General features: G+C 68.1%; 15 protein-coding genes. 8 read left to right on the top strand and 7 right to left on the bottom strand.

Annotation, left to right across the window (positions count from 1 at the left end; all coding sequences use genetic code 11):
- Positions 1 to 160 precede the first annotated feature (160 nt).
- The 4 genes from ACWV8V_RS16895 to ACWV8V_RS16880 form a co-directional block, all read right to left on the bottom strand.
- Positions 161 to 1,102, bottom strand: a complete 942-nt coding sequence (locus ACWV8V_RS16895) for a DUF6607 family protein (protein WP_455900272.1) — start codon at positions 1,100 to 1,102, stop codon at positions 161 to 163.
- The gene (locus tag ACWV8V_RS16890) at positions 1,102 to 1,692 is read right to left on the bottom strand and encodes a ChuX/HutX family heme-like substrate-binding protein (RefSeq protein WP_259261866.1); all 591 of its coding nucleotides are present in this window, start codon (positions 1,690 to 1,692) and stop codon (positions 1,102 to 1,104) included. The genes ACWV8V_RS16895 and ACWV8V_RS16890 overlap by 1 nt, the downstream gene beginning before the upstream one ends.
- A 109-nt stretch (positions 1,693 to 1,801) precedes the next feature.
- Positions 1,802 to 1,999: a hemin uptake protein HemP gene (gene hemP / locus ACWV8V_RS16885; RefSeq protein ID WP_019182448.1), complete on the bottom strand. Its 198-nt coding sequence runs from the start codon at positions 1,997 to 1,999 to the stop codon at positions 1,802 to 1,804.
- Between the two features lie 336 nt (positions 2,000 to 2,335).
- Entirely contained in the window at positions 2,336 to 3,304 is a 969-nt protein-coding gene (locus ACWV8V_RS16880; protein ID WP_346467368.1) for a potassium channel beta subunit family protein, read from the bottom strand.
- 247 nt (positions 3,305 to 3,551) lie between these two features.
- Here ACWV8V_RS16880 and ACWV8V_RS16875 point away from each other — a divergent pair, with 247 nt between their 5' ends.
- Positions 3,552 to 4,850 (top strand): NupC/NupG family nucleoside CNT transporter, encoded by a 1,299-nt coding sequence (locus ACWV8V_RS16875; protein ID WP_121042760.1) that lies wholly within the window; start codon positions 3,552 to 3,554, stop codon positions 4,848 to 4,850.
- A 26-nt stretch (positions 4,851 to 4,876) separates the two neighbouring features.
- Positions 4,877 to 5,842, top strand: a complete 966-nt coding sequence (locus ACWV8V_RS16870; RefSeq protein WP_259261864.1) for a ribokinase — start codon at positions 4,877 to 4,879, stop codon at positions 5,840 to 5,842.
- A gap of 397 nt (positions 5,843 to 6,239) precedes the next feature.
- On the opposite strand, the gene ACWV8V_RS16865 is transcribed toward ACWV8V_RS16870, so the two are convergent.
- Complete coding sequence (locus tag ACWV8V_RS16865) at positions 6,240 to 6,899, bottom strand: hypothetical protein (RefSeq protein ID WP_455900271.1); 660 nt, start codon at positions 6,897 to 6,899, stop codon at positions 6,240 to 6,242.
- A 115-nt stretch (positions 6,900 to 7,014) separates the two neighbouring features.
- Between ACWV8V_RS16865 and ACWV8V_RS16860 the strand changes: the two genes are divergently transcribed.
- The 6 genes from ACWV8V_RS16860 to ACWV8V_RS16835 all read left to right on the top strand — a co-directional run bounded on the left by ACWV8V_RS16860 (position 7,015) and on the right by ACWV8V_RS16835 (position 12,577).
- Positions 7,015 to 7,833: a hypothetical protein gene (locus ACWV8V_RS16860; protein WP_455900270.1), complete on the top strand. Its 819-nt coding sequence runs from the start codon at positions 7,015 to 7,017 to the stop codon at positions 7,831 to 7,833.
- A gap of 51 nt (positions 7,834 to 7,884) precedes the next feature.
- Complete coding sequence (locus ACWV8V_RS16855) at positions 7,885 to 8,463, top strand: hypothetical protein (protein ID WP_455900269.1); 579 nt, start codon at positions 7,885 to 7,887, stop codon at positions 8,461 to 8,463.
- Positions 8,460 to 9,797 (top strand): YcaO-like family protein, encoded by a 1,338-nt coding sequence (locus ACWV8V_RS16850; protein WP_259261860.1) that lies wholly within the window; start codon positions 8,460 to 8,462, stop codon positions 9,795 to 9,797. The genes ACWV8V_RS16855 and ACWV8V_RS16850 overlap by 4 nt, the downstream gene beginning before the upstream one ends.
- 14 nt (positions 9,798 to 9,811) lie before the next feature.
- The gene (locus tag ACWV8V_RS16845; protein ID WP_455900268.1) at positions 9,812 to 10,558 is read left to right on the top strand and encodes a SagB/ThcOx family dehydrogenase; all 747 of its coding nucleotides are present in this window, start codon (positions 9,812 to 9,814) and stop codon (positions 10,556 to 10,558) included.
- A gap of 189 nt (positions 10,559 to 10,747) precedes the next feature.
- Positions 10,748 to 11,740 carry a tRNA dihydrouridine synthase DusB gene (gene dusB / locus ACWV8V_RS16840; RefSeq protein WP_259261858.1) on the top strand — a complete coding sequence of 331 codons (993 nt, stop codon included), beginning with the start codon at positions 10,748 to 10,750 and terminating at the stop codon, positions 11,738 to 11,740.
- A gap of 9 nt (positions 11,741 to 11,749) precedes the next feature.
- Positions 11,750 to 12,577: a methyltransferase domain-containing protein gene (locus tag ACWV8V_RS16835; RefSeq protein WP_455900267.1), complete on the top strand. Its 828-nt coding sequence runs from the start codon at positions 11,750 to 11,752 to the stop codon at positions 12,575 to 12,577.
- A gap of 13 nt (positions 12,578 to 12,590) precedes the next feature.
- Here ACWV8V_RS16835 and ACWV8V_RS16830 read toward each other — a convergent pair whose 3' ends face one another.
- Complete coding sequence (locus tag ACWV8V_RS16830; RefSeq protein WP_455900266.1) at positions 12,591 to 13,031, bottom strand: hypothetical protein; 441 nt, start codon at positions 13,029 to 13,031, stop codon at positions 12,591 to 12,593.
- Positions 13,028 to 14,104: a metal-dependent hydrolase gene (locus ACWV8V_RS16825; protein ID WP_455900265.1), complete on the bottom strand. Its 1,077-nt coding sequence runs from the start codon at positions 14,102 to 14,104 to the stop codon at positions 13,028 to 13,030. Before ACWV8V_RS16825 ends, ACWV8V_RS16830 begins: the two co-directional genes overlap by 4 nt.
- Between the last annotated feature and the right edge of the window lie 11 nt (positions 14,105 to 14,115).

The raw sequence follows: 14,115 nt of genomic DNA, 5'->3' as shown, positions 1-14,115 counted from the left end.
CGCCCTGACGGTCCTGGGCAGGGCTACCCGCCATCCTTCTCGAGGGATGGCCTTGGGCGGAGGGGAGAGCAGCTCATCTGCAGTTGGTACGGCCATCGATGAGGCAATGTGCTGCTTCGAGGTTTGGCGATGGACGCGTGCGCTACCTATGGCGTCGGTGTCAGCGCGCGCTTTCTGGCGGTGCTTTTTCTACCCACTGCTGGAAGACGGCGTCGATCTCGGTGTCCACCACGGTCTTGCCGTCCTGGATGTCCTGGGCCTGGGTGAACAGCGGGATGATCATGGCCATGCCGTCGGGTTTGGTTTTCAGGTGCACGCCCGGTGCCTGCCCGAGGAAGTCGTCCCAGCGCTGGCGCACCTTCCCCCAGTAACCTGCGGTGGCGGTCCAGTAGGCGTAGGCGGGGGTGAAGTCCACCTCGGTGGTTTTGTTGTACTCGTTGAAGCCGAATTCGCGCGCGATCGGTGTCTGCGTGCCGTCGGGGCGCCGCAGAATCTTGGTGTTGAACTGCTCGTGGGTCCAACCGTTGGGCGTGCGCGTGTGCCGGTTGATCACGGCCAGGGCGTTGTAGTCGCTGCGGCGGGTGTATTCGCGGCGCGGCAGGGGGCGCCAGCTCAGGTCGCTGGTCCATTCGGCGATGCCGTTGTCGTAGCGCCAGGCGCCGGTGCCGCAGTAGCGCGGTGCGTCGCTGACTTCGTAGACGCATTGGGTCCAGGCGCCGGTGGTGAGCGCCGTGGGAATCGGACGCACGTGCCAGGTCTGGTCGGCTGTGAATTCGAATCGGGTCGGTGCCTGGTAGACCCAGTCCTGGCGCCAGTGCTTGGTGACGTGGCCACTCTTGGCGTCGACCAGCAGGTGCTGCAAGACCACCCGCTTCGGCGTGTCTTCGACCACGATCACCACTTCGTTGCCACCGGTGCGTACGGCCGGGGCACGTTCGTAGCCGGGGGTGAGCAGGACGGTTTCGTCAAAGGCGAAATCGACGATGTATTCGCCCTGCATGGCCAGGATGCTGGCGCGGTCGCGTGCGGGGTCGGCAGGGGTGGCATGCGCACTGGCGGTGAGCGCGAGCAGCAGCCCTGCCAGGGCGAGCGAGTGCGTCATTACAGCTGGATCACCGGCATACCGTCTGCCGTCCACGGTCCGCTGCGGCGGGCCGCGCTGGCGCAGCAGCAGTCGTCGACCCAGAGCTCGCCTTCGGCACCTTCAACGTTGCCGATCCGGCGCGCGGTGGTGGCGCCCAGGGACGACAACGAGGCCAGGCTGGCGGCCAGTTCGCGGCCTTCGCCGACCTGCAGGCGCAGCGCGCACATGCGCCATGCGTCGTTGCCCAGGCGCACGGCGAGGCGCCGCCACAGGCGTTCGGCGACCCCGGCGTCGGTGACCGGTTCGGGCCGTGCGGGGAACGCGGACACCAGCCGATCCCAGGCGAGGAAGTCGCTGTCGGGCAGCAGGTACAGCCGCCAGCAGCAGCGGCCGCGGGCGTCGACGAAGCACAGGCTTTCGCGGATGCCTTCACTGTCCATGCCCTGGCAGGCATGCGCGGAGACGGCGTGTTTCCAGCCACCGAGTTCGCTGCTGTCCGGACGGTACAGGCACAGCACGGTACCCAGCGAGGCCAGTTGCGCGGCCGATGGCAGGCCGGCGATGGGATGGCGGCCCGGTGGGCGGCCGACGGAAAGGGCACGGCTCATGGCGGTCTACCTGCAATCGGCGGTTGCGGGGGGAGACCCTCGACCCACGCCGTGGACCGGAGCCGACGGCGGAGTGTCGAGGGGGAGAGAGCTGGGGGAGGAAAGGCCGTTACTTGGTCAGGATCAGCTTGTCGTTGCTGGTATGACGCAGGCGATAGAAACGATCGCCGTGCTGGATCAGGATTTCGCGGCGCCCCTTGAGCAGGGCTTCGCTGTCGATCACTTCTTCCGGCGGGACCACGCGGACCGGACGGTCGCGGAGGGTCAGCGTTTCGGGGCGCAGCAGTACAGCAGCTTGAGTGTTCATCGTCTGGACTCGTTGCGAGGGGCGAGTCAAATGATAATGATTCTCAGTTGACAATCAACAACCATTCTCACTTTGATAGATGGGATTAATGATCGATTGCTAAACTTCGATAGCCTCTGTCAATCGCGCCAGTCAAGCGCGCTCTGGGTGTGGTCGCCCGTCGCGTGAGCTGCAGAGCCGGCCAGCGGCCGGCACTACCGTGGAGGGACGGCGCCTGTTCCAGGCGCCCTGCTCCGTTCTGCCAAGCATCCGAGCTCTGCTCGTCCCGTTCCATCTCCCGCCATACCATCGGTAGTGCCGGCCGCTGGCCGGCTCCCCGGATCCCGACACGCGCGATCAGGCAAACACCGCTTCCACCTGCTGCCACACGCTTTCATCAAGCTGCTCGAACAGCGCCAGCGCGCCCAGGTTCTCTTCCAGCTGGCTGACCCGGCTGGCACCGAGGATCACGCTGGAGACATTCGGGTTGCGCAGGCACCAGGCGATCGCCAGCTGTGCCGGGGAGACGCCCAGCTGCGCGGCCAATGCGGTGTAGCGCCGCACCCGCTCGATGCGGTCGCTGCCGTCGTCCAGCACCTGCGACTTCAGCCAGCCCAGCTGGTCCTGGCCCAGCCGGGACTGCGGGTCCACGCCGGCGTTGTACTTGCCGGTCAGCAGGCCCGAGGCCAGCGGCGACCAGATGGTGGTGCCCAGGCCGGCCTCGGCATACAGCGGCGCGTACTCGCGTTCCACCCGCTCGCGGTGTAGCAGGTTGTACTGCGGCTGCTCCATCGAGGGCGCATGCAGGTTGCGCGCGCGGGCGATGTCCACCGCCTCCTGGATCTGCGCGGCCGACCACTCCGAGGTCCCCCAGTACAGCACCTTGCCCTGGCGGATCAGGGTGTCCATGGCCTGCACGGTCTCGGCGATGGGGGTGTCCGGATCCGGGCGATGGCAATAGTAAAGGTCCAGATACTCCACCCGCAGGCGCTTGAGCGCGGCGTGGCAGGCGTCGGTGACATGCTTTCGCGACAGGCCGTGCTGGGTCGGGCGCGGGTCGTCGACGGCGCCGAAGAACACCTTGCTGGAGACGCAGAAGCCATCGCGCGGCAGGCGCAGGTCGGCGATCACATCGCCCATCACCTGCTCGGCGCGGCCACGGGCGTAGCCCTCGGCGTTGTCGAAGAAGTTGACCCCGGCATCCCAGGCGGTGGCGATCAGCTTGCGGGCCTCATCGCGGCCGATCTGGTCGCCGAAGGTCACCCAGGCCCCGAAGGACAGGGCCGAGAGCTTCAGACCGGTGGAGCCGAGACGGCGATAGAGCATGTGGTTCTCCTGCTGCGGGCCCGCGACCGGGCCGGATCGATACGGTAAGTGTAGAGGGTGGCATGCAGCGCGCGCAGGACCGACACCGTGATCTCACGGCCCGTGACACGCCGCACGGAAACCGGGCCATGCCTTGCCGATACAGGCCCGATCACGGCCGATCGGCTCGCAGACGCTGCTTTTCCTTGCCCCGCCCTTGCCGCTGCTCTAGGCTTCCCGTTTTTCGCGGCGCCCCAAGGGAAGTCTCATGGTCGAAGGTTTGGGCAGGATTGGCTTCGGCCTGTTCGGGTTGGCAGTGCTGATCGGCATTGCCTGGTTGTTCTCGAACAACAAGCGGGCTGTCGACTGGCGCCTGGTCGTCACCGGTATCGCACTGCAGATCGCCTTCGCGGCGGTGGTGCTGCTGGTCCCGGGTGGCCGCGATGTGTTCGACGCGCTGGGCAAGGGCTTCGTCAAGATCCTGGAGTTCGTCAACGCCGGCTCCGGCTTCATCTTCGGCAGCCTGATGGACACCAGCCAGTTCGGTTTCATCTTCGCCTTCCAGGTGCTGCCGACCATCATCTTCTTCTCGGCGCTGATGGGGGTCATGTACCACCTCAACGTGATGCAGATGATCGTGCGCGGCATGGCATGGGCGATCACCAAGATCATGCGCGTGTCCGGCGCCGAAACCACCAGCGTCTGCGCGAGCGTCTTCATCGGCCAGACCGAAGCCCCGCTGACGGTGCGCCCTTACATCGCCAAGATGACCCAGTCCGAGCTGATCACCATGATGATCGGCGGCATGGCGCACATCGCCGGCGGCGTGCTGGCCGCGTACGTGGGCATGCTCGGTGCCGGTGATCCGGTAGAACAGGCCTTCTACGCCAAGCATCTGCTCGCCGCGAGCATCATGGCCGCCCCGGCGACCCTGGTGGTGGCCAAGCTGCTGGTGCCCGAGACCGGTACCCCGCTGACCCGCGGCACGGTCAAGATGGAAGTGGAGAAGACCTCCAGCAACATCATCGACGCTGCCGCAGCCGGTGCGGGCGATGGCTTGAAGCTGGCGCTGAACATCGGTGCGATGCTGCTGGCCTTCATCGCCCTGATCGCCCTGATCAACGCCCCGCTGACCTGGCTGGGTGACATCACCGGTCTGGCCGCGCTCATCGGCCGCCCGACCGACCTGTCCACCCTGTTCGGCTTCCTGCTGGCCCCGATCGCCTGGGTGATCGGTACCCCGTGGGCCGATGCCACCACCGTGGGCTCGCTGATCGGCCAGAAGGTCGTGATCAACGAGTTCGTGGCGTATTCGGAACTGGCCAAGATCATCCGAGGCGAGGTGCCGGGCACGGTGCTTTCCGCCGAAGGCCGCCTGGTCGCCACCTACGCGCTGTGCGGTTTTGCCAACTTCAGCTCCATCGCGATCCAGATCGGTGGTATTGGTGGTCTGGCGCCGGAGCGTCGCCACGATCTGGCCAAGTTCGGCCTGCGTGCGGTGCTCGGCGGTACCATTGCCACCTTCATGACGGCGACCATCGCCGGCGTGCTGACGCATTTCAGCTGATATCCGTTCTTTGAGAAACAGTCTTTATGAGTAGCAGTGTCGTCGTAATCGGTTCCTTCAATGTGGATCATGTCTGGCGTTGTGAGTCGCTCCCGGCCCCGGGTGCGACCATTGCCGGCCGCTACAGCACCGGTCCCGGCGGCAAGGGCTTCAACCAGGCCGTGGCCGCCCGCCGTGCCGGCGCGCCGACCACGTTCCTGTGCGCGCTGGGCAATGACGCCGGCGGTGCGATGGCGCGCGGCCTGGCCGAGCAGGATGGCTTTGCGCTGACCGCCGAGGCCAGCAGCGAGCCGACCGGCACCGGCGGCATCTATGTCGACAGCCGCGGCCGCAACACCATCGTGATCGGCCCGGGCGCCAACGCCGCGTTGAGCCTGGACTTCGTCGAACAGCAGCGCGCGCTGCTGGCCGGCGCCAAGGTGGTGCTGGCGCAGCTGGAATCGCCGGTGGAAACCATCGAGGCCGCCCTGGCGATCGCCCGCGAGGCCGGTGCCACCACCGTGCTCAACGTGGCGCCTGCCGATGCCCCGTCCAGCATCGGCCTGCTCAAGCTGGCCGATGTGCTGACCCCGAACGAGACCGAGTTCGCTGCCCTGCTCGGCCGTCATGTCGGCGAGCGCGTGGATGCCAACGACGTCGCCGCGCTGGACGGCGCCAGCCTGCATGCGCTGTGCCGCAAGCTGGTCGGCAACGGCACCGTGGTGGTGACGCTGGGTTCGGTCGGTGTGTTCGTATCGCACGCTGAAGAGAACCTGCGTGGCGATACCCAGCCGTACTACCGCGTCGGCGCCGAGCAGGTGCAGGTGCTGGACACGACCGGTGCGGGCGATGCGTTCAACGGTGCGCTGGTTGCCTCGATCGCGCAGGACCCGGAGGCGGCGTTTGCCCGCCACGTGCGTTTTGCCAATCAGTTCGCCGGTCGTTCGACCGAGAAGGAAGGCGCCGCCGCGGCGATGCCGCACTTCACCCCGGGTGATGCCGAGAACAAGTAAGCGTCACCGGTGTGGATACCAAGAGGCCAGCGTTCGCGCTGGCCTTTTTTTTGGTTTTTCTCCTGCTTGCATGGAATGCAGGAAGCGACCTCTGGGCCTTTCAATGCGCGGCGGCCGGGTGGTTGAGCGCTGGGGCGCGATGCCCTTGCCGGCGAATGTCCCCCGGCGTCGGCCTGCGGCCGCCACCTCCTCCTTGATTTCGCCCACAAGGGCATCGCACCCCACGTGTCCAGACCACTGGCGCCGTATGGAAAGCACCGGTTTCCCTTCTGCCTACCGCGAGCCGGAGCCCCGTAGCGGCCGGTAGGCTCCTGGGCAAAATCAAGGAGGAGGCCGTCGCCGCGAGGCGGAGGCCGGGGGACATTTGCCAAGGGGCCTGCCGGTCGCTACGGGGCCCTCACGCTCGCGGTAGATCACGTGGCAACAGCACGCAGTGCGTGATCCACAGCGCCAGCGCACCGACCAACAGCCCGGCAAGCACATCCAGCAGATCGTGCTGCCAGGTAGTGAGCGTCGAGATCAGGATCAGCCCACAGGTGCCATGCCACAGCCAGCGCACCGCTGCCGCATTCGCCTGCAGCGACTGCCGCCATGTCTGCCAGACCACCACCAATACCGCAGCGTGCAGCGACGGCGCCATGTTGAAGGGCGCCTCGAACGCGCGCAGTTGTGCGAACAGCAGGCCGCTCGCGCCCTCCGGCTGCGGCAGCACACGCACGTTGCCGGTCGGCCAGCACACGAAGGCGAGCATGCAGGCGGCCTGCACCAGCGCAATGGCCAGCGCATGGCGGCGCAGGGCGGATCGGGTCGGGCAGAGGAAAAACGTCAGCGGGTACAACAGATTCAGCGCCAGGTACGGCCAGATCGTCCACGCCCAGAACGGGATCGCCTCGTCCCAGCGACCGTGCAGGCTGTAGCTGTGCGCCTGGCTGGCCGCCCAGTGGTTCGTCCAGCTGTAGCCATGGATGAACATCGCACCCAGCAGCAGCATCCACAGCATCGCCTCGCGCCAGGGCGGCTGGGGGACGGACGCGTTGGCAACAGACGGCGTGGGCACGCGCGCACCGTAGCAGAACGTGGCCCGCCTGTTTGCCGCTATCCTTGCGGTTTCGCGGATACACGGACTGTACGCAGTGGCAGCAGCAGGCAGTCAGGAACACACAGGTGCGCACGTGGGCGAACCGCGCTGGACGCGCAATCCGGCATGGGCGCTGTTTTCGCAGACCCATGCGCAGCGCCAGCTGTTGCTGGTGTCCGGTGGCGCCGACGAACTGTATGTGGTCGATGAGGCCGATACCCCGACGATCATCGAACGGATCCTCGGCCACTGGGAAAACGACACGCTGGCGATCCTGCAGGACGATGCCGAGTGCGGCCCGGCGGTCCGCCAGTTGATACGTCTCGGTGTGCTGGTGCCGCTGCGCGCCGCGCGCAGAGTGACGCGCTACGCTTTCGACTGGCTCGGCGAACCGCTGCCCGGGTTGGCCGACGCCTTCGACCAGCATGCCGGCGCGGATCTGCAGCGCGTCGATGCGGTCGCCGATGCCGACCTCCTCGTGCTGGTCCGGCACGGGCTGGGGTGGGAACAGGCCTTGGCCCGCTACCGCACGCAGATGCCGACACAACCGCATCTGCTGCTCGACCTCAGCTATCACCACACGCTTGCGCTGGGCCCCTATGTTGTGCCCGGCCAGAGCGCCTGTGTGTATTGCCTGGGCAACCGGGTGCTACGCCGCTGGGGCGAAGCACCCGTGCCGGCGATGCCGGCGGTCGCAGCGCAACCGGCACGGATCGCGGCGCTGGTCGCGCCGTTGCTGGATCAGCCGCCGCTGTTGCTGGGCTATCTCGAACGCAGCGTCTGGCTCGACCTGCATCGCCTGCACGGCGAGCGCGACCGGGTGCTGCGGCTGCCGTGGTGCCCCGCCTGCCAGGGCGGCGAAGTGTCGCTGCCGCCACCGCTGTCCTTGCCCTGGGACACCGGGCGCCCGTGATAATGTGCGCCACGCGCCGGGCGTTTCCGCCCCGGTCAATGGAGTGACCTCATGTATCGCCTGCCGACCCAGTTCGATGCCAGTGCTTCACGCCAGGACCTTGCCGCGGCAGGCGGCGGCTCGACGTCGACCACCTGCAGTTCCTGCATCGTCACCCTGCTCGGCACCTCGGTGCTGTCGGCGGTGGTGCTTGGCAAGCTGGACTCCGTAACGCCTGCCGCCGTCAGCAGCGACGCACACGCCACGGTCGCCAGCGTCGACACCCGTACGGACCTCCACCCCCAGCCACCTGCGTTGCCGCAGGCGCCGCCTGATGCTGCCAATCCGCACGCTCCGGAGACGACCGTCCCCGTTGTACCGGTGGCCGGATTGAGCCGCAGCAGTCGGGTGTTGCTGGGGCTGTTCGCCTTGCCGCTGGCTGCGCTCGGCGGCGGCATCTTCATGAGCACCGCCAACCCGATATTCGGCCTGTTCGTTGCCGTCGGGCTGTATGTCGGGATTTACGCCCTCGTCTACGAGCGCTCGGGGCGTTCGCTCGGGCGCGGCATCGGCATCGGCATCGCCCTGCTGCTGGGCCTGTTCGCCGTCGGCGCCTTCGAGATGATGCTCTGGCTGAGCGTGATGAAATGAGCCGCGCCGCCGTGCAGGCGGCGCAGCCGGAAACGCCCACGCTGTCCTCGCACCTGCTGCATGGTGCGGCGCGTGCGCGCTGTGGTCTGGTACGCCCGGCGCAGCCGATCGAGGCCAGTCCGTGCGATGCAACCGGGCCGTTGTTCGACGGACGGCGCGTGCACAACGCCGCCACCCCGGCCGATCCGGCCAATCCCTGGCAGGGGGTGTCAGGCGCGGTCGCCCTGGATGCCGAGGCGGCCGCCGATGGCGCGGTCGCCGAGGCACTGGAGCGGCTGGCGGCGGCGCAGGCGAGCGTGGAGGTGCGTCGCCGTGATGCGCTGACACCCGCACACCGCCTGGACGAATCGGCCTTCGCCCTGTTCTCGGCACGCCAACGCGCCACGCCCGGCTTCCCGTGGCCGATGCCCGAACGCGATGACGATCTGTTCGCGGCGGTGCACGCGTTGGATGACAACCGCATGGTCTGGGTGCCGCAGGAACTGGTCGGACTGGGGCCGCGCCGTGGCCTGGCGCGTTTGCCGTCCACGTCCAGTGGGCTGGCGGCGTGGCGCGATGGCCGCGATGGCGCCTGGCTGGCGCTGTTGCGGGCCGCCCAGGAGCTGCTGGAGCGCGATGCACTGGCGGTGACATGGCTCAATGGCGTGGCCGGCCGGCGGATCGCGTTGCCGCCGCAATGGCATGCCCATGTAGACGCGCGCGGCGGTGAACTGCAGGCCTTCGACCTGACCCAGCACTGGAACCCGCACCCGGTGATCGCGGTCGCCGGCAGCATCCCGTTCGAAGGCCGCCCCCGCCACGTGCTGGGCATCGCCTGCCGCGCCGATCCGGGCGAGGCGCTGCACAAGGCGCTGCTGGAATGGCAGCAGGCGCTGACCTTTGCCGCGCATCTGTGTGGCCGCGAAAGCGCCCGGCTGCCGCGCGATCCGGCAGCACTGCGCAGTTTCGATGAACATGCCGCGTTCTACACCCTGCGTCCGGAGCTTTGGCCGCAGCTGCCGTTGCTCGGGGAGGCGGGCCGCAGCACCTTGCAGTTGCCCCTGCCGGTCGCGGCGATCCCGCCCGCCGCACCGCGCGCCATCGCCGAGCTCGATCTGCTGCGGCGCCGGCTGGGCAGTGCCGGCATCGCGCTGTACTACCGCGAGTTGACCACCGCCGATGTCGCCGCAGCCGGGCTGCGGGTGATGCGGGTGCTGTCGCCGCAGCTCAGCGGCCTGCACGCCGACGAGCGTGCACCGTTCCTCGGCGGCCGTTGCCAGGACGTGGCCTGGCGATATCCCGGCGTGCCGCACCGCGGCGCGTTTCCCAATCCCTTCCCGCATCCCTTGGGTTGATCCACGAGGACCACATGCCATCACCGCCTTCCCCCTGGGACGATGCCCCCCTGTTCCATCTGTTCTGGCACAACGGCGAACTCACGCCTGCGCGCGCGGAGGTGATGCGCGCGCGCATCGCCGAGGATGCCGCGCGTGCCTGGTCACCGCCGCGGCCGTTGCATGCAGCCGCCGGCATCGCCCTGCCGGACCCGGTGCTTCCCGGTGACGCTCTGGCACAGCGTCATAGTGGCCGCCGCTTCGGTGACGCGCGCTGGGGCGCCAAGGAGCTGGGCCGTGTGCTGGCCCCGCTGCGGGCACGGCCCGGCGACAGTGACACGCGGCGCCTGCCGTCCGGTGGGGCCAAGTACCCGATCCAGGCCTATGCCGCGCTGTACGGCAGCGACGATGCGATCGCCGCAGAGCCAGGCATCCATTGGTACGACCCGCGTGAACATGCGCTGGTGCCGGTGGCGCCCTGCCCCGCATGGCCGACGCTGGCCAAGCTGCTCGGCGTGGATTGGCCCGAGCGCCCGGCGGCCGTGCTGTTCCTGATCGCCGAACCGGCTGGGACGCTGGCCAAATACGGCGAGCGCGGTGGCCGCTTCGTATTGATCGAGGCCGGGGTCTGGCTGGGGGCGCTGGGGCAGGAAGTGGCAGCGATGAACGTCGCCGGCTGCGCGATCGGCTCGTTCGACGACGCCGCTGTGCTGGCCCTGCTCGGGCTCGACCCGCAGCGGCATCTGGCGGTGCTGGCCTATGCGTGTGGTCCGGCGCCGTGAACGCTCACCGGTGTCGCAACGCCGGCTGCGCAGGGCGTAACTGCCCAGCATCCCCGGCCGTTGGGGACGACGGAAGCAATCGTCAAGCATATGCTCATGACCGGAGCGCATCAGGCCCTTCCAGATCGGCCTGAACGGGTGACGGTACCTGCGTGGTTGCCGGCCAGCGGCCGGCACTACAATGCCTGCATGCAGATTGGCCCCTACAACATCCAGCCCAACGTGGTGCTGGCGCCGATGGCCGGTGTCACCGACAAGCCCTTCCGCCTGCTGTGCAAACAGCTGGGTGCAGGCTTGGCTGCCTCGGAGATGACCATCTCCGATCCGCGCTTCTGGAATACCCGCAAATCGCTCCACCGCATGGACCATGCCGGCGAGCCGGACCCGATCAGCGTGCAGATCGCCGGTACCGAGCCGCAGCAGCTGGCCGAGGCCGCGCGCTACAACGTGGACCACGGCGCGCAGATCATCGACATCAACATGGGCTGCCCGGCCAAGAAGGTGTGCAACGCCTGGGCCGGTTCGGCACTGATGCGCGATGAAGATCTGGTCGCGCGCATCCTGACCGCCGTGGTCAACGCGGTGGACGTACCGGTCACCCTGAAGATCCGCACCGGCTGGGACTGCGACCACCGCAATGGCCCGCGGATCGCCCGCATCGCCGAAGACAGCGGCATCGCCGCGTTGGCCGTGCACGGGCGTACCCGCGACCAGCATTACACCGGCACCGCCGAGTACGAGACCATCGCCGCGATCAAGGCCGCGCTGCGCATTCCGGTGATCGCCAACGGCGACATCGATTCGCCGCAGAAGGCCGCGCAGGTGCTCAAGCAGACCGGCGTGGATGCGGTGATGATCGGTCGCGCGGCCCAGGGCCGCCCGTGGATCTTCCGCGAGGTCGCGCATTACCTCGCCACCGGCGAACTGCTGGCGCCGCCGTCGGTTGCCGAGGTACGCGACCTGCTGCTGGGCCACCTGCATGCGCTGCATGATTTCTATGGCGAGCAGCAGGGTGTGCGCATCGCGCGCAAGCACCTGGGCTGGTACGCCAAGGACCGGCCGGAAAACGCCGCCTTCCGTGCGGTGGTCAACCGCGCCGAGGATGCGGCCAGCCAGGTCGCCCTGACCACCGAATATTTCGACGCCCTCGCCGCCGGCGAGTCGTTGTCGTCCGCTGCCTGAGCCTTCGCCATGACCCCGCCCATCACTGCACCGACCTATCTCCACGGCTTCTCCGATACCGAGCAGCACCGCCTGGTCACCCAGTCGCGTCTGTTCGAATCGAGCATCTTCAGCGGCATCGATTACAGCGGCGCCACGCGCCTGCTGGAAGTCGGCAGCGGCGTGGGCGCACAGACGGACATCCTGCTGCGGCGGTTCCCGGAACTGCATGTCACCGGCGTGGACCTGAGCGAGGCGCAATTGGCCACCGCCGCCACCAACCTGGCCAGGACGCCATGGTGCCGCGAGCGCTACACGCTGCTGCAGGCCGATGCCGGCAACCTGCCGTTCGGCGCGCGCGAGTTCGACTCGGCCTTCCTGTGCTGGGTGCTGGAGCATGTGCCCTCACCGGCGCGGGTGCTCAACGAAGTGCGCCGCGTGCTGGTGCCGGGCTCGCCGGTGTACGTCACCGAAGTGATGAACGCCTCGTTCCTGCTCGACCCGTACTCGCCGCATATCTGGCGCTACTGGATGGCCTTCAACGATTTCCAGTACGACCACGGTGGCGATCCGTTCGTCGGCGCCAAGCTCGGCAACCTGCTGCTGGCCGGTGGCTTCCGCGACGTGCACACCGAGATCAAGACCATCCACCTGGACAACCGCGAACCGGCCCGTCGCAAGACCATGATCGCGTTCTGGGAGCAGCTGCTGTTGTCGGCCGCCGATCCGTTGCTGGAGGCCGGCCTGGTCGACCAGGAAACGGTGGACGGCATGCGCCGCGAGTTCAGCCTGGTCCAGAACGACCCCAACGCGGTGTTCTTCTTCTCCTTCGTGCAGGCCCGCGCAACGGTGTATTGATCGCAGCGCGGCGCTATCGCGTCGCCCAGGCGACCAGGGTCACCACGACCGCTGCCGCCAGCAACACCCAGATACCCAGTCCGCCCCGATCCCCCGGGGCCACCGTGCTGCCACCGGCGGTGTTGCGGGCGCCTTCGCGCGGGCGTGCGGTGGGTGTGTTGCCCACTTCCAGGGTACCGGTGGCCGGCCGCTGGCTGCGCTCGGTGATCTTGTTCTGCATGCGCCGCGCCCGCTCGGGATCGACCTTGCGCAGCTCGTCCAACAGCACCTGCTGCTGGCGCGCGCGGTCCGGCTGCGCCTTGGCCTTGTGCAGGATCTCGCGCAACGGCACCGCCGGCTGCTCGGCGAAGCGGCCCGGGGTCACATCCAGCAACAGCGCGCGGTATTCCGGCGGCACATCGGCCAGCCGCGTGTAGCGCGTGCCATTGATCTCCATTTCAAACCGTTCGGTCACGGTGCCTCCGTCCAACCTGCCTTCGGTGCGATCACGTCCGTGCTCGGCGGCGCATGCCAGATGCGCTGCCACAGGGCCGCGAACCGGCGCTTCAGCATCGTCCTGCCCTGCTCCCCTTCATACGCCGGGCGCAGCTGTCGCGGTGTGATCGCGGCCCAGCCCTCGCCCTCGGCCCGCGCAACCGCGAAGGTGAAGGTGTACTCCGGCTCCAGCCCCATGCGCAGATCGCTGAGCCGCAGTTCGCCATCGACCACCTGGGCACGCATGAAGCCGCGGTTGAACCAGTTCAGCCGCTGCACGGCCGGCAGCTCGGCCGCCTGGCGCAGGGCCTGCACGTTGGAGGGATGGCCCTCGAAGGTCATCGGGCCGTGGTCGGCGATCAGCGAACGCTCGCCGATCACGTAGCCGTTGGGCGTCATCGCCACCACCTGCCAGAGCAGTGTGTTGAATGGCATCGCCACCGAGAAGCGCGGGGCATCGCCCAGCCCCATCGCGGCCAGCGCGCGGTCGGCTTCGCGATCGACGGTGTGCTTGGCCAGCAACGACCAGCCCAGGTAACCACTGCTGAGCACCAGCCCGGCCACCAGCGCTTTCTGCGCCAGCGGGCGCGCCCGCGCGAACCATGCCACTGCGCAGGCGAGCAGCAGCCACACGGTATACAGCGGGTCGATGATGAAGACGCTGGCCCACATCGTCGGGTGCGGGGTGAACGGCCACCACAGCTGGGTGCCGTAAACGGTGAAGGCATCCAGCAGCGGATGGGTGATCAGCGCCAGCAGGATCGCCCAGAACCAGCGCCCCGGCGCCTGCGCCACGCGGCCGTGACCAAACCGTTTGAACAACCACCAGATCAGCGCGGCCACCCACGGCAGCACCAGCAGCGAGTGACTGTAGCTGCGGTGTTCGACCATCAGCGCCACGGGATCGGCAGCAGTGAAGGCCAGTACCAGCGCATCCAGGTCCGGCAGGGTGCCGAGTGCGGCACCGGCCAACAGGGCCGCGCGGCGATGGCCGGCCGGGGCGATGGCGGCGGCGACTGCGCCGCCGAGAACGATCTGGGTAAAGGAGTCCATCGGCCGATGCT

The organism is Stenotrophomonas sp. Ker107b (genome assembly GCF_053847245.1).
This window is presented reverse-complemented; position numbering and strand designations above follow the sequence as displayed.

Excerpts from the sequence above, each read along its gene's own strand:
- ACWV8V_RS16895 (WP_455900272.1), bottom strand. The coding sequence starts at position 1,102 with ATGACGCACTCGCTCGCCCTGGCAGGGCTGCTGCTCGCGCTCACCGCC.
- ACWV8V_RS16890 (WP_259261866.1), bottom strand. The coding sequence starts at position 1,692 with ATGAGCCGTGCCCTTTCCGTCGGCCGCCCACCGGGCCGCCATCCCATC.
- hemP (WP_019182448.1), bottom strand. The coding sequence starts at position 1,999 with ATGAACACTCAAGCTGCTGTACTGCTGCGCCCCGAAACGCTGACCCTC.
- ACWV8V_RS16880 (WP_346467368.1), bottom strand. The coding sequence starts at position 3,304 with ATGCTCTATCGCCGTCTCGGCTCCACCGGTCTGAAGCTCTCGGCCCTG.
- ACWV8V_RS16875 (WP_121042760.1), top strand. The coding sequence starts at position 3,552 with ATGGTCGAAGGTTTGGGCAGGATTGGCTTCGGCCTGTTCGGGTTGGCA.
- ACWV8V_RS16870 (WP_259261864.1), top strand. The coding sequence starts at position 4,877 with ATGAGTAGCAGTGTCGTCGTAATCGGTTCCTTCAATGTGGATCATGTC.
- ACWV8V_RS16855 (WP_455900269.1), top strand. The coding sequence starts at position 7,885 with ATGTATCGCCTGCCGACCCAGTTCGATGCCAGTGCTTCACGCCAGGAC.
- ACWV8V_RS16850 (WP_259261860.1), top strand. The coding sequence starts at position 8,460 with ATGAGCCGCGCCGCCGTGCAGGCGGCGCAGCCGGAAACGCCCACGCTG.
- ACWV8V_RS16845 (WP_455900268.1), top strand. The coding sequence starts at position 9,812 with ATGCCATCACCGCCTTCCCCCTGGGACGATGCCCCCCTGTTCCATCTG.
- dusB (WP_259261858.1), top strand. The coding sequence starts at position 10,748 with ATGCAGATTGGCCCCTACAACATCCAGCCCAACGTGGTGCTGGCGCCG.
- ACWV8V_RS16835 (WP_455900267.1), top strand. The coding sequence starts at position 11,750 with ATGACCCCGCCCATCACTGCACCGACCTATCTCCACGGCTTCTCCGAT.
- ACWV8V_RS16825 (WP_455900265.1), bottom strand. The coding sequence starts at position 14,104 with ATGGACTCCTTTACCCAGATCGTTCTCGGCGGCGCAGTCGCCGCCGCC.